At 73.6% G+C, this 25,633-nt stretch carries 18 protein-coding genes and 1 riboswitch; of the genes, 14 read left to right on the plus strand and 4 right to left on the minus strand.

The window, feature by feature from the left end:
- The first annotated feature begins 11 nt into the window (after positions 1 to 11).
- Positions 12 to 1,184 (plus strand): coiled-coil domain-containing protein, encoded by a 1,173-nt coding sequence (locus tag ABEB06_RS22665; protein ID WP_345698713.1) that lies wholly within the window; start codon positions 12 to 14, stop codon positions 1,182 to 1,184.
- Between the two features lie 14 nt (positions 1,185 to 1,198).
- Here ABEB06_RS22665 and ABEB06_RS22670 read toward each other — a convergent pair whose 3' ends face one another.
- On the minus strand, positions 1,199 to 2,509 hold the full coding sequence (locus tag ABEB06_RS22670) for a nucleotide sugar dehydrogenase (RefSeq protein WP_345698714.1): 1,311 nt from the start codon (positions 2,507 to 2,509) through the stop codon (positions 1,199 to 1,201).
- A 556-nt stretch (positions 2,510 to 3,065) separates the two neighbouring features.
- On the opposite strand from ABEB06_RS22670, the gene mfd reads away from it, so the two are divergent.
- The gene (gene mfd, locus ABEB06_RS22675) at positions 3,066 to 6,683 is read left to right on the plus strand and encodes a transcription-repair coupling factor (RefSeq protein ID WP_345698715.1); all 3,618 of its coding nucleotides are present in this window, start codon (positions 3,066 to 3,068) and stop codon (positions 6,681 to 6,683) included.
- A gap of 139 nt (positions 6,684 to 6,822) precedes the next feature.
- On the opposite strand, the gene ABEB06_RS22680 is transcribed toward mfd, so the two are convergent.
- Complete coding sequence (locus ABEB06_RS22680) at positions 6,823 to 7,431, minus strand: DUF4352 domain-containing protein (protein ID WP_345698716.1); 609 nt, start codon at positions 7,429 to 7,431, stop codon at positions 6,823 to 6,825.
- Between the two features lie 206 nt (positions 7,432 to 7,637).
- Between ABEB06_RS22680 and ABEB06_RS22685 the strand changes: the two genes are divergently transcribed.
- From ABEB06_RS22685 to ABEB06_RS22705, 5 genes are all read left to right on the plus strand, one after another.
- Positions 7,638 to 9,986, plus strand: coding sequence for an N-6 DNA methylase (locus ABEB06_RS22685; RefSeq protein ID WP_345698717.1), 2,349 nt, complete (start codon positions 7,638 to 7,640; stop codon positions 9,984 to 9,986).
- Positions 9,987 to 10,071: 85 nt separating this feature from the next.
- Positions 10,072 to 10,722, plus strand: a complete 651-nt coding sequence (locus tag ABEB06_RS22690; protein ID WP_345698718.1) for a hypothetical protein — start codon at positions 10,072 to 10,074, stop codon at positions 10,720 to 10,722.
- A complete protein-coding gene (locus tag ABEB06_RS22695; protein ID WP_345698719.1) occupies positions 10,719 to 12,275 on the plus strand; it encodes a serine/threonine-protein kinase in 1,557 nt (518 codons plus the stop codon). The genes ABEB06_RS22690 and ABEB06_RS22695 overlap by 4 nt, the downstream gene beginning before the upstream one ends.
- Before the next feature lie 135 nt (positions 12,276 to 12,410).
- A complete protein-coding gene (locus ABEB06_RS22700) occupies positions 12,411 to 13,064 on the plus strand; it encodes a SurA N-terminal domain-containing protein (RefSeq protein ID WP_345698720.1) in 654 nt (217 codons plus the stop codon).
- Positions 13,065 to 13,580: 516 nt separating this feature from the next.
- Positions 13,581 to 14,573: a nucleoside triphosphate pyrophosphohydrolase gene (locus ABEB06_RS22705; RefSeq protein WP_345698721.1), complete on the plus strand. Its 993-nt coding sequence runs from the start codon at positions 13,581 to 13,583 to the stop codon at positions 14,571 to 14,573.
- Positions 14,574 to 14,669: 96 nt separating this feature from the next.
- Here the strand turns inward: ABEB06_RS22705 and ABEB06_RS22710 are convergent, their stop codons facing one another.
- On the minus strand, positions 14,670 to 15,086 hold the full coding sequence (locus tag ABEB06_RS22710) for an SDR family NAD(P)-dependent oxidoreductase (protein ID WP_345698722.1): 417 nt from the start codon (positions 15,084 to 15,086) through the stop codon (positions 14,670 to 14,672).
- 154 nt (positions 15,087 to 15,240) lie between these two features.
- On the opposite strand from ABEB06_RS22710, the gene ABEB06_RS22715 reads away from it, so the two are divergent.
- From ABEB06_RS22715 to ABEB06_RS22745, 7 genes are all read left to right on the plus strand, one after another.
- Positions 15,241 to 16,491: a cytochrome P450 family protein gene (locus ABEB06_RS22715; protein ID WP_345698723.1), complete on the plus strand. Its 1,251-nt coding sequence runs from the start codon at positions 15,241 to 15,243 to the stop codon at positions 16,489 to 16,491.
- Between the two features lie 204 nt (positions 16,492 to 16,695).
- Positions 16,696 to 16,839, plus strand: a riboswitch (cyclic di-AMP (ydaO/yuaA leader).
- Positions 16,840 to 16,842: 3 nt separating this feature from the next.
- Positions 16,843 to 17,556 (plus strand): transglycosylase family protein, encoded by a 714-nt coding sequence (locus tag ABEB06_RS22720; protein WP_345698724.1) that lies wholly within the window; start codon positions 16,843 to 16,845, stop codon positions 17,554 to 17,556.
- Between the two features lie 184 nt (positions 17,557 to 17,740).
- Positions 17,741 to 19,027 (plus strand): phosphopyruvate hydratase, encoded by a 1,287-nt coding sequence (gene eno / locus ABEB06_RS22725; protein WP_345698725.1) that lies wholly within the window; start codon positions 17,741 to 17,743, stop codon positions 19,025 to 19,027.
- 76 nt (positions 19,028 to 19,103) lie between these two features.
- Positions 19,104 to 19,553, plus strand: coding sequence for an FtsB family cell division protein (locus ABEB06_RS22730; protein WP_345698726.1), 450 nt, complete (start codon positions 19,104 to 19,106; stop codon positions 19,551 to 19,553).
- Positions 19,554 to 19,567: 14 nt separating this feature from the next.
- Positions 19,568 to 20,203 carry a DUF501 domain-containing protein gene (locus tag ABEB06_RS22735; protein ID WP_425559675.1) on the plus strand — a complete coding sequence of 212 codons (636 nt, stop codon included), beginning with the start codon at positions 19,568 to 19,570 and terminating at the stop codon, positions 20,201 to 20,203.
- A 2-nt stretch (positions 20,204 to 20,205) separates the two neighbouring features.
- On the plus strand, positions 20,206 to 21,138 hold the full coding sequence (locus ABEB06_RS22740; protein ID WP_345701947.1) for a Ppx/GppA phosphatase family protein: 933 nt from the start codon (positions 20,206 to 20,208) through the stop codon (positions 21,136 to 21,138).
- Positions 21,139 to 21,502: 364 nt separating this feature from the next.
- Positions 21,503 to 22,870: an NAD(P)/FAD-dependent oxidoreductase gene (locus ABEB06_RS22745; protein ID WP_345698727.1), complete on the plus strand. Its 1,368-nt coding sequence runs from the start codon at positions 21,503 to 21,505 to the stop codon at positions 22,868 to 22,870.
- Between the two features lie 198 nt (positions 22,871 to 23,068).
- On the opposite strand, the gene ABEB06_RS22750 is transcribed toward ABEB06_RS22745, so the two are convergent.
- Positions 23,069 to 25,627 (minus strand): ABC transporter permease, encoded by a 2,559-nt coding sequence (locus ABEB06_RS22750; RefSeq protein ID WP_345698728.1) that lies wholly within the window; start codon positions 25,625 to 25,627, stop codon positions 23,069 to 23,071.
- Positions 25,628 to 25,633: the final 6 nt, after the last annotated feature.

Consider the following 25,633-nt stretch of genomic DNA (forward strand, 5'->3'; position numbering starts at 1 on the left):
GGGAAGAGCCGATGAGTGACGCCGTCTCCCAGAACGGCTTCAGCGTTGCCCGCCGCGGTTACGCGCCCGACCAGGTCGACCGCGCCCTGGAGGCGCTCAGCGGTGAACGTGATGAGGCCTGGGACCGGCTGAGCGTCCTCGGCGCCGGCATCCGGGAAATGGAGAAGCGGCTCGCCGACGTCCGGCAGGCCGCCGAGGACGCGCCGGACCCCGACTTCGGCGTGCTCTCCGAGCAGGCCGCCGGCCTGATGAGGACCGCCCAGGCCGAGGCGCTGGCGGTGCGCACCGCCGCCGAGAGGGCCGCCGAGGACGCCCGCGACGCCGCCTACGACGCCGGGCAGGCCGCGGGGGAGGCGGCGAAGGCCTTCGCCCGGGCCACCCGCGAGGAGGCCGACGAGGCGGCCCGCCGGACGGACGACCGCAGCCGCGCCGAGGCCGAGCGGATCCGTGCCGAGGCCGACCGGGAGGCCCGCTCGCTGCGGGACGCCGCGACCTCGGAGGCCGCGAAGATCCGGCTCGCGGCCGCGGAGGCCGAGGAGAGCGCCGAGATGGCACTCGCCGACAGGCGCCGCAGGGCCGACGAGGAGGCCGCCGCCAAGGAGGCCGAGGGCGACGCCGCCGAGGCCGCGATCACCGCCAGCTCGGACCGGAAGGTCAGGGAGGCGGAGCAGCACCGCGAGGCGATGCTCGACGAGGTCCGGCGGATCGACACGCAGGCGCAGGCCGAGGCGGACGAGGTGGTCGCCCGGGCGCGGCGCGAGGCGGAGCGGATCAAGGCGGAGAGCGAGCGCGAGCAGCGCGATTTCGGCGCGCGGCTGGACAAGGTGCAGGAGCACCTCGACCACATCAAGAAGAACCTCGCCGAGCTGACCGGCTCCGCGGTCGGTGCCCCGGAGCCCGCCGCGGACGCCGCAGCCGCCGCAGACGCTGCGGACACCGGGGCGGCGGACACCGGGTCGGCGGGCGCCGACGAGGAGGACGGGCCGGCCGCTGCCGCGCCGTCCGCCGCCCCGCCGAAGCCCGCGATCGCCCCGGGCACCCCGCCCCCGCCGCCCGCCCCCTGGGCGAAGCCGGTCGTCGAACCGCCGACCGCCCAGGCCCGGACGGCGATCGTCCCGAAGATCGTGATCGTCGACGACGGCTCCGAGTACGACGAGGACGCCCACCGCATCACGCGGCGGTAGTCGTCAGGGGCTGATCAGAGCACTTCGACCGCCGCCCCGGTGACCCGGCGGCGGCAGTCGAGGACGTACCGCGAGTGCGCGACCACCGCGTCGTAGTCGAACTCGTCGTGGTCGGCGAGCAGCACCACCGCGTCGGCGGCGGCCAGCTCCTCCGGCGTGGCGTCGACCCGGCGGACCGAGGCGAGCGGACCGCCTTCGTGGTGGTCGACGCTGCGCTGGCCGGGGATGGCCGGCTCGGCGACGTGGACGCCCGCGACCACGTGCGGGTCGGCGGCGCGGACGTCGGCGCCCATCCGGGTGAGCAGCTCGACGATCCGGGCGGCCGGGGTCTCCCGGGCGTCGCCGGTGTTCTTCTTGTACGCCAGGCCGAGCACCAGCACCCGCGAGCCGTTGACCGACAGGCGCCGCTCGTTGAGCGCCTCCGACAGCCGGCGGACCACGTAGTCCGGCATGTGGTTGTTGACGTCGTTGGCGAGCTCCACGAAGCGGAAGGACCGGCCGAGCGCCCGCTCCACCCGCCAGGAGAGGTACGAGGGGTCGATCGGCAGGCAGTGCCCGCCGACGCCCGGGCCGGGGGTGAAGCGCAGGAAGCCGAACGGCTTGGTGGACGCGGCGTCGATCGCCTCCCACACGTCGATGCCGAGGTCGTGGGCGAACATGGCGAGCTCGTTGACGAGGGCGATGTTCACGTGCCGGAAGGTGTTCTCCAGCAGCTTGGTCAGCTCGGCCTCCTTGCAGGAGGAGACCGGCACGGTCCGCTCGACCAGCTGCCCGTAGAAGCCGTCCACGGCGGCGAGCCCCTCGGGGGTGGTGCCGGAGACGACCTTCGGGGTGTTCTCCAGCTTCCACTGCGGGTTGCCCGGGTCGATCCGCTCGGGGCTGTAGCCGAGGTGGAAGTCGCGGCCGGCGGTGAGCCCGGAGCCCTCTTCCAGCAGCGGGGCGAGCAGTTCCTCGGTCGTCCCCGGGTAGGTGGTGGACTCCAGCACCACGGTGGCGCCGGGCCGCAGGTGCCGGGCGAGCAGCCGGGCCGAGGACTCGATGTACGAGAGGTCGGGTGCCCCGTCGCGCAGCGGCGTCGGCACGGTGATCACCGCGATGTCGAACCCGGCGACGTCGCCGGGCTCGGCGGACGGCAGGTAGGCGCCGCCGTCCAGCAGCGGGCGCAGCCGCTCACCCGGGATGTCCTCCACGTAGGACTCGCCGACGGCGAGCCGCTTGATCCGTCGCTCGTCCACGTCGTACCCGACGACCTGGTGGCCGACTTCCGCGGCGCGTACCGCCAGCGGAAGCCCGACATAGCCCTGACCTGCGATGACGACGCGCATGACCGAAGTACCCCCTGCATCGCGAACGGTGTCCCCACACCTTCTTCACATGAGGGTACGGAGGCGCCGCGCCGCGCGGGCGGCTTCCGGCGAAGTGGGTCGGACCGGGGCCTCCCGGGGCCGACCGGGGCCGCAGACAGCGGCGCCGAGACCTGCGGCGCCCGTGCAGTGGGCGCCGCGGTCCCGGCGAAGGTGGCACGGGCGCCCCCACCCAGGGTCGCCCGGCCTCGCACACCCGACCCCCATCGGGGGTGCGACTCGCGCTGCCACAGCCATCCCCCACGGTTGGGTGCGGCGTGCGCTGAGACCATCTTGCGCGGCGACCATGGACGGACAGTGACAGGAGTATGTCCGATTCATGATCTCTGGTGTTGGCCTGACCGGACACCCCGCCACCCGGCGGGCATCGACGGGCGCCGCCGGTGCCGCCGCGCCGCGTACGCACCGGTCGTGCGGCGTAGGCTGGGAACCCCCGGGGCGCACCGCGTGCCGGGCCGTTCGCGCTGCCCGGCCGGCCGTCGCCGCCGGGCCACTCCGGCCGTGGAGAACTTGACGTATGAGCCTGTCCGGACTGCTCGATGTCGTCGTACGCGACGCCGCTCTCGCCGAGGCGATCGAGGCGGCCGCCACGGGACACAGGCAGCACCTCGACCTGGTCGGCCCGCCCGCCGCCAGGCCGTTCGCGATCGCCGCGCTGGCCCGCTCGCTCGCCGCCAGGAGCGGGGAGCTCGGCCGGCCGGTGCTCGCGGTGACCGCCACCGGCCGGGAGGCCGAGGACCTGGCGGCGTCCCTGCGCTCGCTGCTGCCGCCCGACGCGGTCGCCGAGTTCCCGGCCTGGGAGACCCTGCCGCACGAGCGGCTCTCCCCGCGCTCCGACACCGTCGGCCGGCGGCTCGCCGTGCTGCGCCGGATCGTCCACCCGCGTGCCGACGACCCGGCGGCCGGGCCCGTCCAGGTCGTGGTGGCGCCGGTGCGCAGCGTGCTGCAGCCGCAGGTCAAGGGCCTGGCCGAGCTGGAGCCGGTGGCGCTGCAGCGCGGTGAGCAGCACGACCTCGGCGAGGTGGCCCGCAAGCTCGCGGCGGCCGCCTACTCCCGGGTGGAACTGGTCGAGAAGCGCGGCGAGTTCGCGGTGCGCGGCGGCATCCTGGACGTCTTCCCGCCGACCGAGGAGCACCCGCTGCGGGTGGAGTTCTGGGGCGACGACGTCGAGGAGATCCGCTACTTCAAGGTGGCCGACCAGCGCTCGCTGGAGATCGCCGAGCACGGCCTGTGGGCGCCGCCCTGCCGCGAACTGCTGCTGACCGACGAGGTCCGCGCGCGGGCGGCCGAGCTGGCGCAGGACCACCCGGAACTGGCCGAGATCCTCGACAAGATCGCCCAGGGCATCGCCGTCGAGGGCATGGAGTCGCTGGCCCCGGTCCTGGTCGACGACATGGAGCTGCTGCTGGACGTGCTGCCCAAGGGCTCGGTCGCGGTGGTCTGCGACCCGGAGCGGGTCCGCACCCGGGCGGCCGACCTGGTGGCCACCAGCCAGGAGTTCCTGCAGGCCTCCTGGGTGGCCGCGGCGGCCGGCGCCGACCGGCCGATCGACATCGAGATGATCGACGTCTCGGCCGCCTCGCTCTGGCCGCTGGCCTCGGTGCGCGAGCACGCCGCCGACATCGGCCTGCCCTGGTGGTCGGTCAGCCCGTTCGCGACCAGTGACTCCAGCGTGAGCGAGATGCTGGAGTTCGACGCCGACACGCTCACCCTGGGCATGCACGCGGTGGAGGCGTACCGGGGCGACACCGCGCGCGCCATCGCCGACGCCAAGGAGCGGCTGAACGCCGACTGGCGGGTCGTGATGGTGACCGAGGGCCACGGCCCGGCGTCCCGGCTCGCCGAGGTGCTCGGCAACGAGGGCATCCCGGCCCGGCTGGTCGCCGACCTCGCCGACGCCCCGACCCGGGACGTCGTCCACGTCTCCTGCGGCTCCATCGAGCACGGCTTCGTCGACGAGACGCTCAAGCTGACCGTCATCACCGAGACCGACCTGTCCGGCCAGAGGTCCTCCACCAAGGACATGCGCCGGATGCCGTCCCGCCGCCGCAACGCGATCGACCCGCTCGCCCTCGCGGCCGGCGACTTCGTCGTCCACGAGCAGCACGGCGTCGGCCGGTACGTGGAGATGGTGCAGCGCACCGTGCAGGGCGCCACCCGCGAGTACCTGGTGCTGGAGTACGCGCCCGCCAAGCGCGGCCACCCCGGCGACCGGCTGTTCGTGCCGACCGACCAGCTCGACCAGGTCACCAAGTACGTCGGCGGCGAGGCGCCCACCCTGCACCGCCTCGGCGGCGCGGACTGGGCGAAGACCAAGCAGCGCGCGAAGAGGGCGGTCAAGGAGATCGCCGCCGACCTGATCAAGCTGTACTCGGCCCGGATGGCCGCGCCCGGCCACACCTTCGGCCCGGACACCCCCTGGCAGCGCGAGCTGGAGGACGCCTTCCCGTACGCGGAGACGCCCGACCAGCTGACCACCATCGCCGAGGTCAAGGCGGACATGGAGAAGTCCGTCCCGATGGACCGGCTGATCTGCGGCGACGTCGGCTACGGCAAGACCGAGATCGCCGTCCGGGCGGCCTTCAAGGCCGTGCAGGACGGCAAGCAGGTCGCCGTCCTGGTGCCGACCACGCTGCTGGTGCAGCAGCACTTCTCCACCTTCGCCGAGCGGTACGCCAACTTCCCGGTCAACGTGAAGGCGCTGTCCCGGTTCCAGACCGACGCCGAGGCGAAGGCCGTGCTGGAGGGCCTCTTCGAGGGCTCCGTGGACGTGGTCATCGGCACCCACCGGCTGTTCTCCTCCGAGACCCGGTTCAAGGACCTCGGCCTGGTCATCGTCGACGAGGAGCAGCGCTTCGGCGTCGAGCACAAGGAGCAGCTGAAGAAGCTGCGCGCCAACGTCGACGTGCTCACCATGTCCGCCACCCCGATCCCGCGCACCCTGGAGATGGCGGTCACCGGCATCCGCGAGATGTCCACCATCACCACCCCGCCGGAGGAGCGGCACCCGGTGCTGACCTTCGTCGGCCCGTACGACGAGAAGCAGATCGCCGCCGCCATCCGGCGTGAACTCCTGCGCGAGGGCCAGGTGTTCTACATCCACAACCGGGTCGAGTCGATCGACAAGGCGGCGGCGCGGCTCAAGGACCTCGTCCCCGAGGCGCGGGTCGCCACCGCGCACGGACAGATGGGGGAGACCCAGCTGGAGAAGGTCGTCGTCGACTTCTGGGAGAAGGAGTTCGACGTCCTGGTCTCCACCACGATCGTCGAATCCGGCATCGACATCTCCAACGCCAACACCCTGATCGTCGAGCGCGGCGACACCTTCGGCCTCTCCCAGCTGCACCAGCTGCGCGGCCGGGTCGGCCGCGGTCGCGAACGCGGCTACGCGTACATGCTCTACCCGCCGGAGAAGCCGCTCACCGAGACCGCGCACGAGCGTCTCGCCACCATCGCCCAGCACACCGAGATGGGCGCCGGCATGTACGTCGCCATGAAGGACCTGGAGATCCGCGGCGCCGGCAACCTGCTCGGCGGCGAGCAGTCCGGCCACATCGCGGGCGTCGGCTTCGACCTCTACATGCGGATGGTCGGCGAGGCGGTCGCCGAGTTCCGCGAGTCGCTGGAGGCCGGCGGCGGCGAGCCGGAGGAGGAGCCGCTGGAGGTGAAGATCGAGCTGCCGGTCGACGCCCACGTGCCGCACGACTACGCGCCGGGGGAGCGGCTGCGGCTCCAGGCGTACCGCTCGATCGCGGCGGTCAACTCCGAGCAGGACATCGTCCAGGTCCGCGAGGAGCTCACCGACCGCTACGGCAAGCTGCCCGAGCCGGTGGAGAACCTGCTGCTGGTCGCCGCCCTGCGGCTGTACGCGCGGCGCTGCGGGATCGGCGACATCACCCTGCAGGGCAACTTCGTCCGCTTCGGGCCGGTCGAGCTGCGCGAGTCGCAGGAGCTGCGGCTGAACCGGCTCTACCCGCGCACCCAGATCAAGTCCGCCGCGCAGCAGCTGCTGGTGCCCAAGCCCGCCAGCGGCGGGCGGATCGGCGGCAAGCCGCTGGTCGGGCGTGAACTCCTCGCCTGGTGCACGGAGTTCCTCACCACCATGTTCGACGACCTGGCGGGCGCCAAGCGCTGACGCCACCCCGCGCTCCTCGGCGGTCTCGGGCCCTCGGGCCGGAGGCCGCCGTCGCGTCTGTACGGGCCCTGCTGTGCGGGGCCCCGCTGTGCGGGCCTTGCTGTACGGGCCTCGCTGTACGGCCCCGCGTGCCGGTGGGTCAGCCGAGCTTCCACTGGCCGGTCTGGTCGGCGATGCCGCTGTCCAGGCTGAACTGGGCCTTGGCGAGCACCGCGTCCTTCGGCACCTCGAAGGTGAGGAAGCCGAGCACGCTCTCCCCCGGGGCGATGTTCGCCGGGACCTGGAACGACGGGCCCGCCTTGGTGTCCGCGATCGCGGTGCCGAACGCCTGGCCCTGCGCGTCCAGCAGCTTGGCGCTGTTCATCGGGGCGTCGCTGTACGCCTTGCTGCCGGTCGCCTTGATCCGGAACTGCACCGCGACGAAGCGCTTGCCGTCGGCCGGCTTGGTGAACTCGTCCTCCCCCTCCGCGTTGTCGACCACCTTCACCAGGGTGACGTCGGCGGTGTTGCTCTTCTCGATGCCCTTCAGCGCGATCGTGTCGCCCACCTTGGCGGCGGCCGCGGCCGGCTTCGACTCGGCGGCACCGGCACCGGCACCGGCACTGGCGGCGGCGGACGCCGGAGCGCTCGGCTTCGCCTCGGTGGACACCCCGCTGTCGGACGGGCCGCAGGCGGTGGCGCCCAGGACCAGCAGCGAAGCACCCAGCAGGAACGCGGCGCTACGGCGGGCGGTGGTGGTGACGGCCATGACTGACTCCTCGGTCTGTTCGGTCTGTTCTGTCGGTGCTGCCTGTCGCCCGGGGTCTCCCTGGCGACGACTAGATCAGACCATGCTGCTGTGAACCATGTCAACAGTCATTCATGAAACTGCTCTGTTCACATGTGAACGGAGTCGGTTGGGTTCGATCGCTATGCTGTGTGGTCACAGTCGGTCGTGAACGTGAGGAGCCAGCGATGCCGGACCGCCCCGAGGTGACCGCCGTCGAGATCGCCCGGCTCGCCGGCGTCGGCCGGGCCGCCGTCTCCAACTGGCGCCGCCGTCACCCCGACTTCCCGCGCCCGGTCGGCGGCACCGACAGCAGCCCGACCTTCCCGCTCGACCAGGTCGAGCAGTGGCTCCGCGACCAGGGCAAGATCGCCGAACTGCCGCCGCTGGAGCGGGCCTGGCAGCAGCTGGAGACCCTGCGCGACCCCGACGGCCCCCCGGTCGCCCCGCTGATCGGAGCCGGCGCCTTCCTGCTGCTGCTCCACCGCGACCCCGCCGCCTGGACCGCACTCGCCGACCGGCCCGACACCCGGCTCGCCACCGACCTGCCCCGCGCCCTGCGACACGCCGCCCGCGCCGCGATCGGCCCCGACGCCACCGACCGCCTCGGCCTCCCCCCGCTGGTCGGCCCCACCTACCTCGACCTGGCCCGCCTCCTCGCCCGCCTCGCCGACGCCCACGGCGCGCCGGCCGCCTACGAGCAGCTGCTCACCCGCCACGCCGAGGCCAACACCCGCCAGCTCGCCCCCACCCCGCCCGAAGCCGCCGCCCTCCTCGCCGCCCTCCCCCAGACCGGCACGGCGCCGCACGCCGCCGAGACGACAGGCGCCGCTGCGGCCCGGCCGCACCGCGCCGCGGACGCGGGCGGGGCACCGCTGGACGAGCCGGGCGTCGCGCCGTGGCACACCGGCGCCGTGTCGCGACCCGACTCCGGAGCGGCCGACGGGCCGTCCGGCGCCGCCGCCCCGGCCTGGCCGCACGCCGCTGCCGCTGCCGGTGGCCCGGCGGTTCCGCCCGGTCCGTCGGCTGCCGGGGCGGTGACGGTGCTCGACCCGGCCTGCGGGCTGGGGGCGCTGCTGCTGGCGGCCGGGCCGGGGGCCGTCCGGGCCGGGCAGGACCTGGACGCCGGGTACGCCGCGCTCGCCGTGCTGCGGCTCGCCCTGCAGACGCCCGGCGCGTGGCCCGGCCCGCTCGCGGTCGACCTTCGTCCCGGTGACGCGCTGCGGGCCGACGCGCACCCCGGCCTGCTCGCCGACGCGGTGCTCTGCCAGCCGCCGTACAACGAACGCGACTGGGGCCACGACGAGTTGCAGTTCGACCCGCGCTGGTCCGGCGGCGTCGTCCCGCCGCGCGGCGAGTCCGAACTGGCGTGGCTGCTGCACTGCCTGTCGCACACCCGCCCCGGCGGCCTCGCCGCCCTGCTCCTGCCGCCGACCGTCGCCTCGCGCCGGGCCGGCCGCCGGGTCCGCTCCGAGCTGATCCGCACCGGCGCGCTGCGCGCCGTGGTCGCGCTGCCCGCCGGCACGGCCCCGCCGTACGGCGTGCCGCTGCACCTGTGGGTGCTGCGCCGGCCGCGGCCCGGTGACGACTTCCGGCAGGTGCTGCTCCTGGACGCGGCCGCCGCCCACCCGGCGGCGGAGGGCGGCCGGGACCGGATCGACTGGCCGGCGCTCACCCGGACCGTCCTCGACACCTGGTACGCCTTCGACGCCGCCGCCCGCTCCGGCGGCCCGCTCCCGGCCGACCGCCCGGGCGTGCACCGCACCGTCACCGCGCTGGACCTGCTGGACGACGAGACCGACCTGTCGCCCGCCCGCCACCTGCCGGCCGCCCCCACCGCACCGCCCGACACCCTCTCCCACCTGCGGACCCGTGTCGGCGAGCTGCTCGGCACGCTCGCCGACCTGGACGCCCGGCTGCCGGAGGTCACCGCCGTCGCCGAGCCGGTCGTCCCGCCGTCGGTCACGGTCGGGGAACTCGCCCGCGCCGGTGCCCTGGAGGTCCACTCCTCCGGTCAGGGCCCGGCCGCCGGCACCGGCGCCACCCCGCTGCTCACCGACCAGGACCTGCTGGCCGGCCGCCCCCCGTCCGGCACCACCGACGCCACCGACGCGCCGACCGCGCGTCCCGGCGACGTCCTGCTGCCCGCGCTGGGCGGCGAGACCGCGCACGCGGTACGCGCGGGCGACCCGTACGACGGCGCGGTGCTCGGCCCGCGCCTGCACCTGCTGCGTCCCGACCCCGAGCAGGTCGACCCGGACTACCTGGCGGGCCGGCTGCGCGCCACCGGCGCCGCCCGCCGGGCCAGCAGCTACGCCTCCACCACCACCCGCCTGGACATCCGGCGGCTCGAACTGCCGCGCCTCCCGGTCGAACGCCAGCGGGTCCTCGGCGCGGCGTTCCGCCGCCTCGCCGACTTCCGGACCGACCTGGCCCGCACCACCGAGCTGGCCGACACGCTCACCCGGACCCTCACCGACGCCCTCGCCGCCGGCACCGTGGAGCCCGCCGACGGCGGCGGGGAGAGCGACGGATAAGCGATCCCGGCGTGTCGCGCGGGGGCGGTACGGTGTGCGAAGCACCGTCACCGTCCGCCGCCGCCACCGTTGCTGAGGAGCGCGCATGCCCGGCCCCGCCGCGTCAGGTCCCTACCGCGTCGGCCCGACCGTCCTGTGCTGCGCGCTCCCGCTCCTGACGCTGGGAATCCTCGGCATGGTGCCGTCCACGGTGCTCGCCGTCGGCCGCCGCCGTCCGGCGGACATCGTCGGCGCGGTGGTCTTCGGCCTGCTCCAGCTGACCCTCTACGTGTCGGCCGCGCTGGCGCCGAAGGCCGGCGGCTCGGTGTGGGACACGCTCGGCACGATCGTCGTCCTCCCGATGTGGATCGGCGCGCCGCTGCACTTCCTGCTGATGAACCGTCGGAGCATGTGGCCCGGCCTGAAGCCGCTCGCCCAGCCGTACCCGCAGGCGTACCCGGCGTACCCGCCGACCTACCCGACGTACCCGCAGCAGGCGGCGGCGTACCCGCAGTACACCCCGTACCCGCAGCCGTACCCCGCGCAGCCCACCTACGGTTACCCGCCCGCGGCGGCGCCGGCCGCGACACCGGTGCCGGCCGCGACACCGGTGCCGACCGCGCCGACGCCCGCCGCGCCGACGCCCGCCGCGCCCGGGCAGGTCCCGGCGCAGGCCCCCGCGCCGTCCGCGACCGGCGAGGAGCTGCGGCAGCTCGGCGAACTGCTCCGGCGGCAGGCGCAGGAAGGCCGCCCGTGACCGCCGGCCGGGTGGTCGACGGCCGCTACCGGCTCGCCGAGAAGATCGGCCACGGCGGGATGGGCCAGGTCTGGGCGGGCTTCGACGAGCGGCTGGAACGACACGTCGCCGTGAAACTGCTGCGCACCGACCTGCTGGCCGACCCGTCCGACGCCGCCGCGAGCCGCGGCGAGGAACTGCGCCGCCGCTTCCTGCGCGAGTGCCGGGTCAGCGCCGCCCTCGACCACCCCGGACTGGTCACCGTCTTCGACGCCGGCTCGGACGGCGGCGAGCTGTACCTCGTGATGCAGCGGGTGCCCGGCCTCAGCCTCGCCGACCTGATCGCCGAGGACGGACCGCTGCCCGTCGAGCAGGCCGCCGCCGTCGCCGGCCAGGTGTGCGCCGCGCTCGCCGCCGTGCACGCCGTCCCCGTGGTCCACCGCGACCTGAAACCCAGCAACGTGATGGTCCGGGACGACGGCCGGGTGGTCCTGCTCGACCTCGGCATCGCCACCGCCCTCGACCCCGACGCCACCCGCCTCACCCTCACCGGCAGCCCGATCGGCAGCCCCGCCTACATGGCCCCCGAACAGGCCCTCGCCGCCGGCGCCGACCCGCGCAGCGACCTGTACGCGCTCGGCTGCATGCTGCACGAGATGCTGACCGGCCAAGCACCGTTCCCCGCTCCCACCGCGCTCGGCGTCCTGCGCCGGCACGTCGACGACCCGCCGGTGCCGCTGCGCGCACTGCGCCCCGAGCTCCCCGCCGCCGTCGAAGTCCTCGTCCTCGACCTGCTCGCCAAACGGCCCGCCGACCGGCCCGCCGACGCCCAGCAGGTCCACGCCCGGCTGCTGCCGCTGCTCCCCGCCCCGACCGTCGCCCCGCAACCGCCGCACGGCGCCGTCCCGGACCCGACCCGTCCCTACCGCTACCCGCACCACCCGCAGCCGCCGTCCGGTACGCGGCCGGGCCCGCCCCGGCCGGACCGCCGACCCGGACCCGGCACGCCGCCACCGGCCGCCGCCTCCGTCCCCGTCGTGATGCCCGCGCTGCCCGACCCCCGCCTCGCCCCCACCGGCCCGGCCCCCACCCCGGTCCCCGCCCCGGAGGCCGGACCCGCCGGCAGGGCGGAAGCCCTGGCCGAAGCCTGCGCCCGGCTCTCCGACCTGGTCGCCGCCGGCCGGCACGGCGAGGTTCTGGCCCTCGCCGCCGACCTGCTGCCCCGCGCGGTCGCCGAACTCGGCCCCGGCGCACCCCTGGTCCTCACCGTCCGCACCATCCGGGCCCGCACCCTGCTCGCCGCCGACCGCCCCGCCGACGCGCTCGCCGAGTACCGGGCACTGCTCGCCGCACACCCGGCCGACTCCCCGGCCGTCCCCGGCCTGCGCGAGCGCGCCGGACTCGCCCAGGTCGCGGCCGGCGACCGCGAGGGCGGCTGGCAGGCCCTCCTGGAACTGCTGCTCGACACCGAACGCCGGCTCGGCCCGCACCACGAGGACGTCCGCCGCCTGCGCCGGCACCTCGAACAGCTCGGCGCCACCCGCACCACCAGCGGCAACCCGTACACGGCCTGAGGCCCCGGCGGCCCGTTGCCGCAGCGGTCTGGGCAAGGGCGGGCAGTGCGCTCTACTGTTCGTCCCAGCTCGTCGAACCACCCCAGGAGTACCACCGGAACGCACCGGCCCCACCCCACCCCCGGGAGGCACCTCGTGATCCGCACCAGCTCCATCCGCCGCCGCACGCGGACCGCCGTCGGCGCCGCGGGCCTCGCGCTCGCCGCCGCCGCGCTCACCGCCTGCGGGACGCAGCCGGCGCACCAGGGCGCCGCAGCGGTCGTCGGCGGCCAGCGGATCAGCATCGCCGCGGTGGACGCCCGGGTCGCCGAGGTCCGGGACGGCGTCGCCGCCGCGCAGGGCCAGAACGGCGGCGCCCACAACGAGCGCGCCGGCCTCGCCCGCAAGACCGTCTCCGACCTCGTCCTGGACCGGGTCATCGCCCAGGCCCTCACCGACCACGGCCTCAGCGTCACCGACACGGAGATCGCCGACGGGCGCAGCGCCGACGCCAAGGCACTCGGCGGGGAGGCCCAGCTCGCCCGGGAACTCCTGCTCCGGCAGGCGGTGCCGAGCGGCGGCATCGACGCGTTCTACCGGCAGCAGCTCGGCATCCAGAAGCTCGCCGCCGCGCAGGGCGAGGACCCCCGCACCGACGCCGGCAACGCCGCCATCCGCAAGGCCCTGGTGGCCGCCGGCACCGAACTCGACATCCAGGTCAACCCCCGCTACGGCCACTGGGACGTCCAGCAGATCGGCCTCGCCGACACCGTCGACCCCTGGCTCCCCCAGAACACCAACCCCGCCTGACCCCTCCGCCCCCGCCGCCGGGCCGGCACTACGCGCGCCCTGCGGGGGCCTGGCGGCAGTCGGTTCGCGGAGCGTCCCCGCCGGAGGCGGTCGTCGGGCGTGTGCCGCTCGCGGAGCGCCCTGCGGGAGGCGTCTGGTGGCAGCCGGTTCGCGGAGCGTCCTGCCGAAGGCGTCCCGTGCATGCCGCCGTCGCGCAGCGCCTCGCCGGAGGCGCTTGGCGGCAGCCGGTTCGCGGAGCGTCCTGCCGAAGGCGTCCCGTGCATGCCGCCGTCGCGCAGCGCCTCGCCGGAGGCGCTTGGCGGCAGTCGGTTCGCGGAGCGTCCCCGCCGGAGGCGGTCGTCGGGCGTGTGCCGCTCGCGGAGCGCCTTGCCGGAGGCGCCCTGCGCATCTCGCCGTCGCGCAGCGCCTCGCCGGAGGCGCTTGGCGGCAGCCAGCTCGCGGAGCGTCCTCGGGGGATGGTGGGCGGGGGTCGCGGAGGGCCGGGCGGCTGGTGGGGGAGCGGGTAGGTTCTGGGGTGTGGACACTCCGAAGCTGACGTTGCTCACCACTACTCACCGCGTGGCCCCCGGGCTGCTCTCCTGGCCCGCGTGGGAGGCGTTGCGGTCCGCGCCGCGGGTCCTCGCGGGCGACGCCTCGCACCCGCAGCTGCCCGCCGTCCGCCAGGCGGGCGTCGTGGTGGAGGTGGTGGAGCGGGGTTCCGCTCCGGCGCTGGCACGGATGCTGGTGGAGGCGGCGCCGGTGCTGTGGCTGGGCAGTGCGGACGGTGACCCGGGGCTGACGGACGCGCTGGCGCGGATCTCGGTGGAGGAGGCGGGCCGGGTGCCGGAGATCGAGGTGCTGCCGGGCTCGTACGACCTGCCGGGTGCGCGGCTGCTCGACCTGGCGTCGGTGATGGACCGGCTGCGTTCGCCGGGGGGCTGTCCGTGGGACGCCGAGCAGACGCACGCGAGCCTGGTGAAGTACCTGGTGGAGGAGGCGTTCGAGCTGGTCGAGGCGATCGAGGAGGGGGATCGGGAGACCCTGCGCGAGGAGCTCGGCGACGTGCTGCTCCAGGTGTTCTTCCATTCGCGGATCGCCGAGGAGCACCCGGACGACCCGTTCTCGATCGACGACGTGGCCGGCGACATCGTGGAGAAGCTGATGTACCGGCACCCGCACGTCTTCGGTGACGTGGAGGCGTCGGGTGCGGCGCAGGTCGAGGCGAACTGGGAGCAGTTGAAGGCGGCCGAGAAGCAGCGGGAGTCGGTGCTCGACGGGGTGCCGGCGGGGCTGCCGGCGCTCGCGTACGCGGCGAAGCTGGTCTCCCGGGTGCGGCGGGCCAACTTCGTGGGCGTGCCGGACGGCGCGTACGAGCTGCCGGCGGAGCTGACCGAGCGGTCGGCGGGCGACCTGCTGCTCGCGATCGCCCAGCGCGCGTACGACGCGGACGTGGACGTGGACGCCGCCCTGCGGGCCGCCGCCCGCCGCTACCGCGCCGCGGTGCGACAGGCCGAGGGCCTCAACCCGTAGTGACCCGCCGGGCTGCGGTCACCAGCGCAGCCCCGGGGCCCCGGGCGCCGGGAGCGGGATGCCGGGAGCGGGACGCCGGGGGCCGGGGGCCGGGGGCTAGGCGACGGCGGCCGGCTCCGGGCTGCGCCGCTGCTGCGGGACGACCTCGCCGATCGCCTCGCCGAGCAGGGCGAGGAGGTCGGCGAGCGGGTCGAGGTGGTCGGGGAGGTCGGCGAGCTGGACGATCCGCTCGCCGTCGGGGCCGGCGACCGCGAAGAGGTCGATCGGGCCGAGGTGCTTGACGGCGGTGGAGACCAGCGCGGCGATGTCGCTGGGGCGGTGGATGTCACCGGAGACGCCGACGACGTGGCAGTCGGGCCGGTCGAGTTCGGTGGCGAGGTCCTCGGCGACGCCGGGCCGCAGGTCGGCGATGAGGAGGCGGGCGGCGCCGGCGGCGGTGAAGCGGCGGGCGAGTTCCGCCCCCGAACCTCCGTCGAGCACCGCGATGACCACCACTGCCCCGGTTACCCGCATGGACTGCTCCTCCTTGAGACGCCCGGTGGCCGGTCCGCACGCCGCCCACCAACGGTTGTCGGAGGATCGTAGGCACGCCACGACCCTCCGCAACAGGGATTACCCGCCAGGTGACCAGACTCACGCAGGTCGGGGCACCGGATACCGTCAAGGCATGTCCCACACGCCCGAGACCACCCGCCCGGAGCTCTTCACCTGGGAGTTCGCCGCCGATCCGTACCCCGCGTACGCGTGGTTGCGCGAGCACGCGCCGGTGCACCGGACGACCCTGCCGAGCGGAGTGGAGGCGTGGCTGGTGACCCGGTACGCGGACGCGCGGCAGGCCCTCGCGGACAGCCGGCTCTCCAAGAACCCCGCGCAGCACAACGCGCATGCTCATCGCAGCGGCCGGGTCGGCATCCCGGGCGAGCGCCAGGCGAACCTGATGACGCACCTGCTGAACATCGACCCGCCCGACCACACCCGGCTGCGGCGGCTGGTGTCGAAGGCGTTCACGCCGCGCCGGGTGGCGGAGTTCGAGCCGCGGGTGCAGCAGCTCACCGACCGGCTGATCGACTCCTTCGCGGAGCGCGGCTCGGCGGACCTGATCCACGAGTTCGCGTTCCCGCTACCCATCTACGCGATCTGCGACCTGCTGGGTGTCCCGGCCGAGGACCAGGACGACTTCCGGGACTGGGCCGGGATGATGATCCGGCACCACGGGGGGCAACGCGGGGGTGTCGGCCGGGCGGTGAAGCGGATGCGCACGTACCTGGCCGAACTCATCCACCGCAAGCGGGCGGACCTCGGGGACGACCTGATCTCGGGGCTGATCCGGGCCAGCGACCACGGCGAGCACCTCACCGAGAACGAGGCCGCCGCGATGGCGTTCATCCTGCTCTTCGCGGGTTTCGAGACCACCGTGAACCTGATCGGCAACGGCCTGTACGCGCTGCTGCGCAACCCGGGGCAGCGCTCGCTGCTGCAGGAGTCGCTGGCCCGGGGCGAGAGCGGGCTGTTGGAGACCGGGGTGGAGGAACTGCTGCGCTACGACGGGCCGGTGGAACTGGCGACGTGGCGGTTCGCGACGCAGCCGCTGTCCATCGGCGGGGTGGACGTCCCGGTCGGCGACCCGGTGCTGGTGGTGCTGGCGGCGGCGGACCGCGACCCGGCCCGGTTCGCCGGGGAGAACACCCTCGACCTGGCCCGCGCCGACAACCCGCACCTGGGGTTCGGGCACGGCATCCACTACTGCATCGGCGCGCCGCTGGCCCGGCTCGAGGGGCAGCGGGCGCTCGCCACGGTGCTGACCCGGCTGCCCGATCTGCGTCTTGCCGCCGACCCGTCCGAACTGCGCTGGCGGGGCGGTCTGATCATGCGCGGCCTGCGCGAACTGCCGGTCTCCTTCACTCCGGTGCACGCCTGACGGCGCGTCGTGTCGCGGGGGCTGAATGCGGATCAAACCGGACGTACCTGCATAGTTCGTACCCGAGTTGTGACGCTTCGTAATTCTTGCGTGATACCGGTGATATGAGCTTGTGATTGATCGTCGGATCTGCCTACTCTCCCTCTGCTCGCAGCCGCGGGCCCCGGGTGCGGAACGCCGAATCCTGTCCGCCGCGCCGCAGGGAATCCGACAACGACCCGGACAGGGGCGGGGGAACCAGGTTTGACGCCGTCCCCCACGGCTTGGGGTGAAGCCGCCTTCCCGGCGGCCGGGCCACCTCCCGGTCCGAACCCGACAGCTCACCTCGCAGGCGTGCGGAGAGGATTCGCCATGCTGTTCACCGGTTCCGGCCGCCACCGTCGCAGTACCAAGGCCGAGAAGGCCATCGCCGCCGCGGGCGTCGCGGGCGTGGGTCTGGCCCTGCCCCTGCTGACCGCCACCGGCGCCCAGGCCGCCCCGGTCTCCGTCTGGGACAAGGTCGCGCAGTGCGAGTCCGGCGGAAACTGGTCGATCAACACCGGCAACGGCTACTACGGCGGCCTGCAGTTCAGCTCCTCCACCTGGAAGTCGTTCGGCGGCGGCCAGTACGCGCCGCGCGCCGACCAGGCGAGCAAGGGGCAGCAGATCGCCGTCGCCGAGAAGGTGCTCGCCTCGCAGGGCCCCGGCGCGTGGCCGGTCTGCTCGAAGCGCGCGGGCCTGACCAAGGGCGGGTCGTCGGCCCAGACGGACACCGCCTCGCGCTCCGAGACCCGCGCGGCGGCCCCGAAGGCCGCGACGCCCAAGGCCGCGACGCCGAAGACCGCGACCCCCGAGGCGGCGGCGCAGGGCGCGACGTCGCAGAGTGCGCCCCGGGTTGTGCCGCAGGGCGCCCAGGCCCCGGCCGCCGCCGGCGGCGGCTACACCGTGCGCCCCGGTGACACGCTGTCCGGCATCGCCGCCGCCCAGCACGTGTCCGGCGGCTGGCAGAAGCTGTACGAGTCCAACCGTCCGGTGATCGGCGGCAACCCGGACCTGATCATGCCGGGTCAGGTCCTGTCGTTCTGACGGCTGCGGGAGCGGGCACTCCGGACCGTCCGGCGTGCCCGCTTTTGCGGGGCATTCAGATGAACTACCGGCGAGTAGCGCGCCACACGGTGAGACGGGACGAAGGTCAACGTGGACCGGAAGCCCGGGACGGTTAGGCTCTGGTCGTAACGACTACACATCCGCTTCCGCTAGGAGATGCCTCGTGCCGTCCATTGATGTCGTCGTAGCCCGCGAGATCCTCGATTCCCGCGGCAACCCCACGGTCGAGGTCGAGGTCGGCCTCGACGACGGCAGCACCGGCCGTGCCGCTGTCCCGTCGGGCGCGTCCACCGGCGCCTTCGAGGCGCTGGAGCTCCGCGACGGCGACAAGAACCGCTACTTCGGCAAGGGCGTCGAGAAGGCCGTCCTCGCCGTGATCGAGCAGATCGGCCCGGAGCTGGTCGGCTACGACGCGACCGAGCAGCGCCTGATCGACCAGGCCATGCTGGACCTGGACGCCACCCCGGACAAGTCCTCGCTCGGCGCCAACGCCATCCTCGGCGTCTCGCTCGCCGTGGCGCACGCCGCCTCCGAGGCCAGCGACCTGCCGCTGTTCCGCTACCTGGGCGGCCCGAACGCGCACGTCCTGCCGGTCCCGATGATGAACATCCTCAACGGCGGTTCGCACGCGGACTCCAACGTGGACATCCAGGAGTTCATGATCGCCCCGATCGGTGCGGAGTCCTTCTCGGAGGCCGTCCGCTGGGGCGTCGAGGTCTACCACACCCTCAAGGGCGTCCTGAAGGAGCGCGGCCTGTCCACCGGCCTCGGCGACGAGGGCGGCTTCGCGCCGAACCTGGACTCCAACCGAGAGGCCCTGGACCTCATCACCGAGGCCATCAAGAAGGCCGGCTACGTGCCGGGCAAGGACGTCGCGCTCGCGCTGGACGTCGCCGCCTCCGAGTTCTACAAGGACGGCGCCTACCAGTTCGAGGGCAAGGCGCTCTCCGCCGCCGAGCTGATCGAGTACTACGCCGAGCTGGTCGCCGCGTACCCGCTGGTCTCCATCGAGGACCCGCTGGACGAGTCGGACTGGGACGGCTGGAAGGCCATGACCGTCAAGCTGGGCGACAAGGTCCAGCTGGTCGGTGACGACCTGTTCGTCACCAACCCGGCCCGCCTGGCCCAGGGCATCGAGACCGGCACCGCCAACGCGCTGCTGGTGAAGGTCAACCAGATCGGTTCGCTGACCGAGACCCTGGACGCCGTGGAGCTCGCCCAGCGCAACGGCTACCGCTGCATGATGTCGCACCGCTCCGGCGAGACCGAGGACGTCACCATCGCCGACCTCGCCGTCGCCACCAACTGCGGCCAGATCAAGACCGGCGCCCCGGCCCGCTCCGAGCGCGTCGCCAAGTACAACCAGCTGCTGCGCATCGAGGAGATCCTCGACGACGCCGCCGAGTACGCGGGTCGCGGGGCGTTCCCCCGCTTCAAGCACGAGGGCTGAGCCAGCCTGACCGGTGCCCCGGCTCCCACCGCGTAGGGTGGGGCCGGGGCACCGGCATGTGCAGGAGGGGTACGAGATGGCCAAGTGGAGGATCCCGGGGCTGGCGGCGCGGCCGCGCTTCACCAGCCGCGCCACCGTGCTGGTGCTCGTCCTGTGCTCGCTGATCGCGATACTCGCGTATCCCACCCGGCAGTTCATCGCCCAGCGCTCGGAGATCGCCGCGCAGCGCGCCAAGGCCGAGCAGGCCCGGCAGCAGGTCGAGGAGCTGCGCCGCGAGCGGGCCCGCTGGCAGGACCCGGAGTACGTGAAGGCGCAGGCCCGCGAGCGGCTGCACTACGCGCTTCCGGGCGAGACGCCGTTCGTCTCGGTGGACCCCAAGCCCACTTCGGACGGCCGGCCCCCCGCCGCCGGTGCCGTGGCCGGTGTCCGGCCGAAGGCCGCCAAGCCCTGGTACGCCGAGCTCTGGGATTCGGTCGATCTGGCCGACACCGCCCAGCCGGGTACCGAACCCCCCGCATCCCACTGACAGACAGACCGCTGATGACCAACGAACCCGCTGCCGTTCCCGACTCCGACATCGCCGCCATCGCGGCCCAGCTGGGCCGCGTCCCGCGCGGCCTGCGCGCGGTGGCGCACCGCTGCCCGTGCGGCAACCCGGACGTGGTGGAGACCGCGCCCCGGCTGCCGGACGGCACGCCGTTCCCCACGCTGTACTACCTGACCTGCCCCAAGGCGGCCTCGCTGATCGGCACCCTGGAGGCCGAGGGCGTGATGAAGGACCAGACCGCCCGCCTCGCCGAGGACCCGGAGCTGGCCGCCGCCTACCGACGCGCCCACGAGGACTACATCGCCCGCCGGGACGCGATCGAGGTGCTGGAGGGCTTCCCGAGCGCCGGCGGCATGCCGGACCGGGTGAAGTGCCTGCACGTGCTGGTCGGCCACTCGCTGGCCGCCGGCGAGGGCGTGAACCCGCTCGGCGACGAGGCGCTCGGCATGCTGGAGGACTGGTGGGCCAAGGGCCCGTGCGTCTCCCCGGCCGAGGTCGAGGCCGCGGGTGCGCGGGTCCTGAAGAACCGCGCCAAGGGCGAGGACCACGCGGCCGTGATCGCCGCCAAGCAGCAGAAGACGGCCGAGCGCGCCGAGAAGAAGCGCCAGGCGGAGGAGGAGCAGAGTTGACCATGACGCGCGTGGCCGCGATCGACTGCGGCACCAACTCGATCAGGCTGCTGATCGCGGACCTGGACCCGGAGACCGGTTCGATCACCGACCTGGACCGCCGGATGGTCATCAACCGGCTGGGCCAGGGCGTGGACAGCACCGGCCGGCTCCACCCGGAGGCGCTGGAGCGGACGTTCGCCGCCTGCCGCGAGTACGCGGCGCTGATCGCCGAGCACGGGGTCGGTCCGGACCGGATCCGGATGGTCGCCACCTCCGCGTCCCGGGACGCCGAGAACGCCGCCGAGTTCACCGACGGCGTCCGGGAGATCCTGGGCGTCACGCCGAGCGTGGTGAGCGGTGACGAGGAGGCCCGGCTGTCCTTCACCGGCGCCACCAAGGAGTTGACCGCCGGCCCGCACAAGCCCCCCTACCTGGTCTTCGACCTGGGCGGCGGCTCCACCGAGTTCGTGCTGGGCGCCGAGGACGTGCAGGCGGCCCGGTCGGTGGACATCGGGTGCGTGCGGCTGACGGAGCGGCACTTCGCGGGTGCCGGGCTGCCGACCCAGGCGCAGATCGCCGCCGCGCAGGCCGACGTGCTGGCCGCCCTGGACGAGGCCGCGAAGACGGTGCCGCTGGACGCCGAGGCCACCCTGGTGGGCCTGGCCGGCACGGTCACCACGGTGGCCGGCATCGTGCTCGACCTGCCGGAGTACCGGTCCGAGCGGATCCACCACGCGCGGCTGACCGTCGAGCAGGTCCGGGAGACCACCGCCCGGCTGCTCTCCTCGACCCACGACGAGCGGGCCGCGATCCCGGTGATGCACCCGGGCCGGGTGGACGTGATCGCCGCCGGGGCGCTGGTGCTGCTGGAGATCATGGAGCGGACCGGGGCCTTGGAGCTTCTGGTCAGCGAGCACGACATCCTGGACGGGATCGCCTGGAGCATCGCCTGACGCGTGTCGGCGGAAAAGGTTCGTGAATTTCTTCACATGACGAACCATGCTTTCGTCGCACCCAGGTGTCCGGTCCGTCCGATATGTGGGACCGAAGGCTCTGTCGGCGGGTCTGCCAGCGGATCGCAGGCCAGGCCCGCCGACGGCCGGGTAAATCGAAAAAGCGGCCGGGAACCCGCGCCCCACCTGGATCGTTGCTGCTCAGCGGGGCTCCGCGTGTCCGACCGCTCACCGCGGGCGCCCGGCGGCGGTGAGCCGAAGGCCCCGACCGGCTTGTGCGGGCGCGTAGTGTAGCACCCGCTGTCCAGCACCTTGTGACTCCCCTCACGAAGTGCCGGTCGGGAGGGGGTGGATACTTTCGGATATGAGCACCACGGAGCGTCCTCGCATCCTCATTGTCGGCGGTGGTTACGTCGGCCTGTATGCCGCGATGCGCATCCTCAAGAAGATGCGCTACGGCGAAGCGACCGTCACGGTCGTCGACCCGCGGTCGTACATGACGTACCTGCCCTTCCTTCCCGAGGCGGCCGGCGGCAACGTCGCGCCTCGCAACCTCGTCGCGCCGCTGCGCAGCGCCCTCAAGAAGGCGGAGGTGCTCACCGGTGCGGTCACCGGTGTGGACCACGCCCGCAAGGTCGCCACCATCCAGCCCGCAGCCGGCGACTCCTACGAGCTGCCCTTCGACTACCTCGTCGTCGCCACCGGCTCGGTCTCCCGCACCTTCCCGATCCCGGGTCTGGCCGAGCACGGCATCGGCATGAAGACGGTCGAGGAGGCGATCACCCTCCGCAACCACGTCATGTCGCAGCTCGACAAGGCCGAGTCCACCACGGACGAGGGGGTCCGCCGCAAGGCGCTGACCTTCGTGGTCATCGGCGGCGGCTTCGCCGGCATCGAGACCATCGCCGAGATCGAGGACATGGCCCGCGACGCGGCCAAGCTCTACAAGACGGTCTCCCGCGACGACATGCGCTTCGTCGTGGTCGAGGCGGCCAACCGCATCCTCCCCGAGATGGGCCCGGACCTCGGTCTGTGGACCAAGGAGAAGCTCGAGGAGCGGAACATCGAGATCTACATCGAGACCTCGATGGACTCCTGCGTCGACCAGCACGTGGTGCTGAAGAACGGCCTGGAGATGGACGCCTCCACCATCGTGTGGACCGCCGGTGTGAAGCCGAACCCGGTGCTGAACCACTTCGGCCTCCCGCTCGGCCCGCGCGGCCACGTCGACACCGCCGCGACCCTCCAGGTCCAGGGCTTCGACTACGTCTGGGCGGCGGGCGACAACGCCCAGGTTCCGGACCTCGCCGCCGGCGAGGGTGCCTGGTGCCCGCCGAACGCCCAGCACGCGGTCCGTCAGGCCGCCGTCCTCGGTGACAACGTGGTGGCCGGCATGCGCGGCTTCCCGCAGTCCGAGTACAAGCACAAGAACCTCGGTGCGGTCGCCGGCCTCGGCCTGCACAAGGGCGTGGCGATCCTCTTCGGCAAGGTCAAGCTGAAGGGCCGTCTGGCCTGGTGGTTCCACCGCGGCTACCACGGCGCGATGGTCCCGACCATGAACCGCAAGGTCCGCGTCTTCACCGACTGGACCCTGGCGATGTTCCTCAAGCGCGAGACCGTCGGCCTCGCCGAGATGGAGAAGCCGTTCGCGGCGTTCCAGGAGGCGGCCGGCCCCGCGCCGAAGCCCGCCGTCGCCGCCGAGCCCGCCAAGGAGCTCGCGACCAGCAAGTAAGCGACCAGACCCGACGGATCTCGGGGACGAGTCGGAGGCCCTCCGCCCGGCAGCGCTGCCGGACCACGACCTCCGTGGTGCTCAGCCGGTTGTGCGAACCGGGCGGAGTACAGAAGTGCAGAAGTGCCGAAGGCCCCCCACCCTCGCGGGTGGGGGGCCTTCGTGCGTTCCCGCCGGCCGGGGCCGGTCGACGGGGCGTCAGTCCGTCTTGATGGAGGTCAGGATGTCCAGCCGGGACGCCCGGCGGGCGGGCCACAGGGCGGCGATCACGCCGACCAGCGCGGCGAGCGCCAGGAAGACCAGCATCTGGCCGTAGGGGATCACGGTGGTCAGTCCCTTCAGATCCGGGGCGATGGTCTGGTTGGCGGCCCAGGCCACGAAGCAGCCGAGGCCCACGCCGATCAGGGCGCCGAAGACGGAGATCACCACCGACTCCAGCCGCACCATCCGCTTGATGCCGCGCCGGTCCAGGCCGATCGCGCGCAGCATGCCGATCTCGCGCTTGCGCTCGAACACCGACATCGCCAGCGTGTTGACCACGCCGAGCACGGCGACCAGGACGGACATCGCGAGCAGGCCGTACATGAGGTTCAGGACGAAGGAGATCTGCCGGCTGAACTCGTCCTGCATGTCCTGCTTGGTCTTGACCTCGATCACCGGGTTGTTGCCGGTGGCGTCCTTGATCGACTGCTTGAGCGCGCCGGTCGCGCCGTCGGTGCCCTTGACCAGGATGTCGCTGATGTAGGCCTCGGGCTCGTGCTTGAGGACCTCGGCGTTGGCCATCAGCACGGGGGAGAGGGTCTCGGCGCGCTGGAACACGCCGCCGACCGTCACGGTGCCGGTGGTCTCGTCCGGGTACGCCACCTTCAGGGTCGAACCGACCTTGAGGTTCGCGCTCTTCGCCACCTCGTCGTTGACCAGGATCTGGCCCTGCTGGAGGGCCCCGGTGGACCCGGAGTCCATGGTGACCTTCATCAGCCTGTCGAGGGCGGCCGCGTCGAAGCCCTGCACCGCACGGGTCTTGCCGTCGAAGTCCCAGTACACGTTGGCGACCGGGCTTGAGGCGGCGACCCCGGGGGCCTTGGCGACCAGCTTGCCGACCTCCGGCGAGAGCTGGCCGGCGCCGCCGGCCATGGCGACGTCGTAGTCGGCCTTCATCGAGCCGGTCACCGAGCGGGCGACCGCGTCGTTGACCGACGTGCCCAGCACGGTCAGCGCGCTGACCAGGGTCAGGCCGATGGTGAGCGCCGCCGCGGTGGCGGCGGTGCGGCGCGGGTTGCGCAGTGCGTTCAGCCGGGCCAGCCGGCCCGCCGTGCCGTACAGCCTGCCGAGCACCGGGCCGACCACGGAGATCACCGGGCGGGAGAGCAGCGGCAGCAGGATGAAGATGCCGATCAGGGTGATCGGGGTGCCGGCCTCCAGCAGGGTGCGGCCGTCCTTGCCGGCCGAGGCGCCGGCCAGGATCAGCGCGATGCCGCCGGCCGCGATCAGCGAGCCGATCGTGTTGCGGATGATCAGGCCCTTCTGGGTGGCCGGCTGGTCGCCGCCGGCCATCGCCGCGACCGGGGGGATCCGGGCGGCGCGGACGGCGGGCAGCACTGCGGAGAGCACGGTGACCAGGACGCCCACCACCAGGCCGGTGACGACGGTGGCCGGGGCGACCACCAGCGAACCGGTCGGGAAGTTCGGGTTGAGCAGGGTCATGCCGCCCTGCAGGCCGGCGCCGATCCCGATACCGGCCAGCAGACCGGCCACCGAGGCGGAGACGCCGATGACCAGCGCCTCGGCCAGCACCGAGAGGGTGACCTGGCCGCGGCCCGCGCCGACCGCGCGCAGCAGGGCCAGCTCACGGGTGCGCTGGGCGATCAGCATGGTGAAGGTGTTGGCGATGATGAAGATGCCGACGAAGAGCGAGATCCCGGCGAAGACCAGCAGGACGGTCTTGAGCGCCGTGGTGGAGCTGGCGACCATCTCCTGCTGCCGGTCGTCGAGCTGCTTGCCGGTCTGCACCACGAACCGGGTCTCGCCGGGCACCTTGGCCAGCGCCTGGGTCTGCAGCGCCTCCTGGGTGACGCCGGGCTTGGCGGCGAGCACGATCGAGCTGTACTGGCCGGGGGTGAGCAGCGCCTTCTGGGCACTGGCGGTGTCCATCAGGGTGAGCGTGCCGCCTGAGCTGACCTCCGGGTCGTCGGTGGTGAAGACACCGGTCAGCCTGGCGTCCTGGGCGGCGGCGTTGCCGGCGATCCGGACGGTGTCGCCGACCCGGTAGCCGCCGGCCTTCGCGGTCTCCCGGTCGAGCGCGATCTCGCCGGGCGCCTTCGGGCCGCGGCCCTCGGCCATCGGGTAGCGGGCGTCCTTGCCGGTCGCGTCCGGCACGAAGTTGGTGCCGCGGGCGCTCCACGCCTGGCCGATCAGGTTGCCCTGCTTGTCGGCGACCCCGGTGAAACCGGAGACCACCGGGCGTACCGACTGGGTGCCGGGCAGGGCGGCGAGCTGGGCGACGGTGGCGTCGGTCAGCTTGCCGGCCGCGCCCTCGCTCTTCTCCCGGGCGGAGGCGTGGCCGCCGGCGGCGTTGTCGGTGACCATCACCGAGACGTCGGAGTAGCTCTTGGAGAAGCTGTTCTTCATGGCCTGGCCGGCGGTGTCGGAGAACACCATCGTTCCGGCGACGAACGCCGTGCCGAGCATGACGGCCAGTGCCGTCATCAGCAGTCGGCCCTTGTGGGCCAGCACATTGCGCAGTGCGGTGCGATACATGGGGTC

The sequence above is a fragment of the Kitasatospora terrestris genome, from assembly GCF_039542905.1.
GTDB classification, from domain to species: Bacteria; Actinomycetota; Actinomycetes; order Streptomycetales; family Streptomycetaceae; genus Kitasatospora; species Kitasatospora terrestris.

Bases quoted from the DNA above. Each gene is read 5' to 3' on its own strand.
- ABEB06_RS22665 (WP_345698713.1), top strand. From the start codon at position 12: ATGAGTGACGCCGTCTCCCAGAACGGCTTCAGCGTTGCCCGCCGCGGT.
- ABEB06_RS22670 (WP_345698714.1), bottom strand. From the start codon at position 2,509: ATGCGCGTCGTCATCGCAGGTCAGGGCTATGTCGGGCTTCCGCTGGCG.
- mfd (WP_345698715.1), top strand. From the start codon at position 3,066: ATGAGCCTGTCCGGACTGCTCGATGTCGTCGTACGCGACGCCGCTCTC.
- ABEB06_RS22680 (WP_345698716.1), bottom strand. From the start codon at position 7,431: ATGGCCGTCACCACCACCGCCCGCCGTAGCGCCGCGTTCCTGCTGGGT.
- ABEB06_RS22685 (WP_345698717.1), top strand. From the start codon at position 7,638: ATGCCGGACCGCCCCGAGGTGACCGCCGTCGAGATCGCCCGGCTCGCC.
- ABEB06_RS22690 (WP_345698718.1), top strand. From the start codon at position 10,072: ATGCCCGGCCCCGCCGCGTCAGGTCCCTACCGCGTCGGCCCGACCGTC.
- ABEB06_RS22710 (WP_345698722.1), bottom strand. From the start codon at position 15,086: ATGCGGGTAACCGGGGCAGTGGTGGTCATCGCGGTGCTCGACGGAGGT.
- ABEB06_RS22715 (WP_345698723.1), top strand. From the start codon at position 15,241: ATGTCCCACACGCCCGAGACCACCCGCCCGGAGCTCTTCACCTGGGAG.
- ABEB06_RS22720 (WP_345698724.1), top strand. From the start codon at position 16,843: ATGCTGTTCACCGGTTCCGGCCGCCACCGTCGCAGTACCAAGGCCGAG.
- ABEB06_RS22730 (WP_345698726.1), top strand. From the start codon at position 19,104: ATGGCCAAGTGGAGGATCCCGGGGCTGGCGGCGCGGCCGCGCTTCACC.
- ABEB06_RS22735 (WP_425559675.1), top strand. From the start codon at position 19,568: ATGACCAACGAACCCGCTGCCGTTCCCGACTCCGACATCGCCGCCATC.
- ABEB06_RS22740 (WP_345701947.1), top strand. From the start codon at position 20,206: ATGACGCGCGTGGCCGCGATCGACTGCGGCACCAACTCGATCAGGCTG.
- ABEB06_RS22745 (WP_345698727.1), top strand. From the start codon at position 21,503: ATGAGCACCACGGAGCGTCCTCGCATCCTCATTGTCGGCGGTGGTTAC.
- ABEB06_RS22750 (WP_345698728.1), bottom strand. From the start codon at position 25,627: ATGTATCGCACCGCACTGCGCAATGTGCTGGCCCACAAGGGCCGACTG.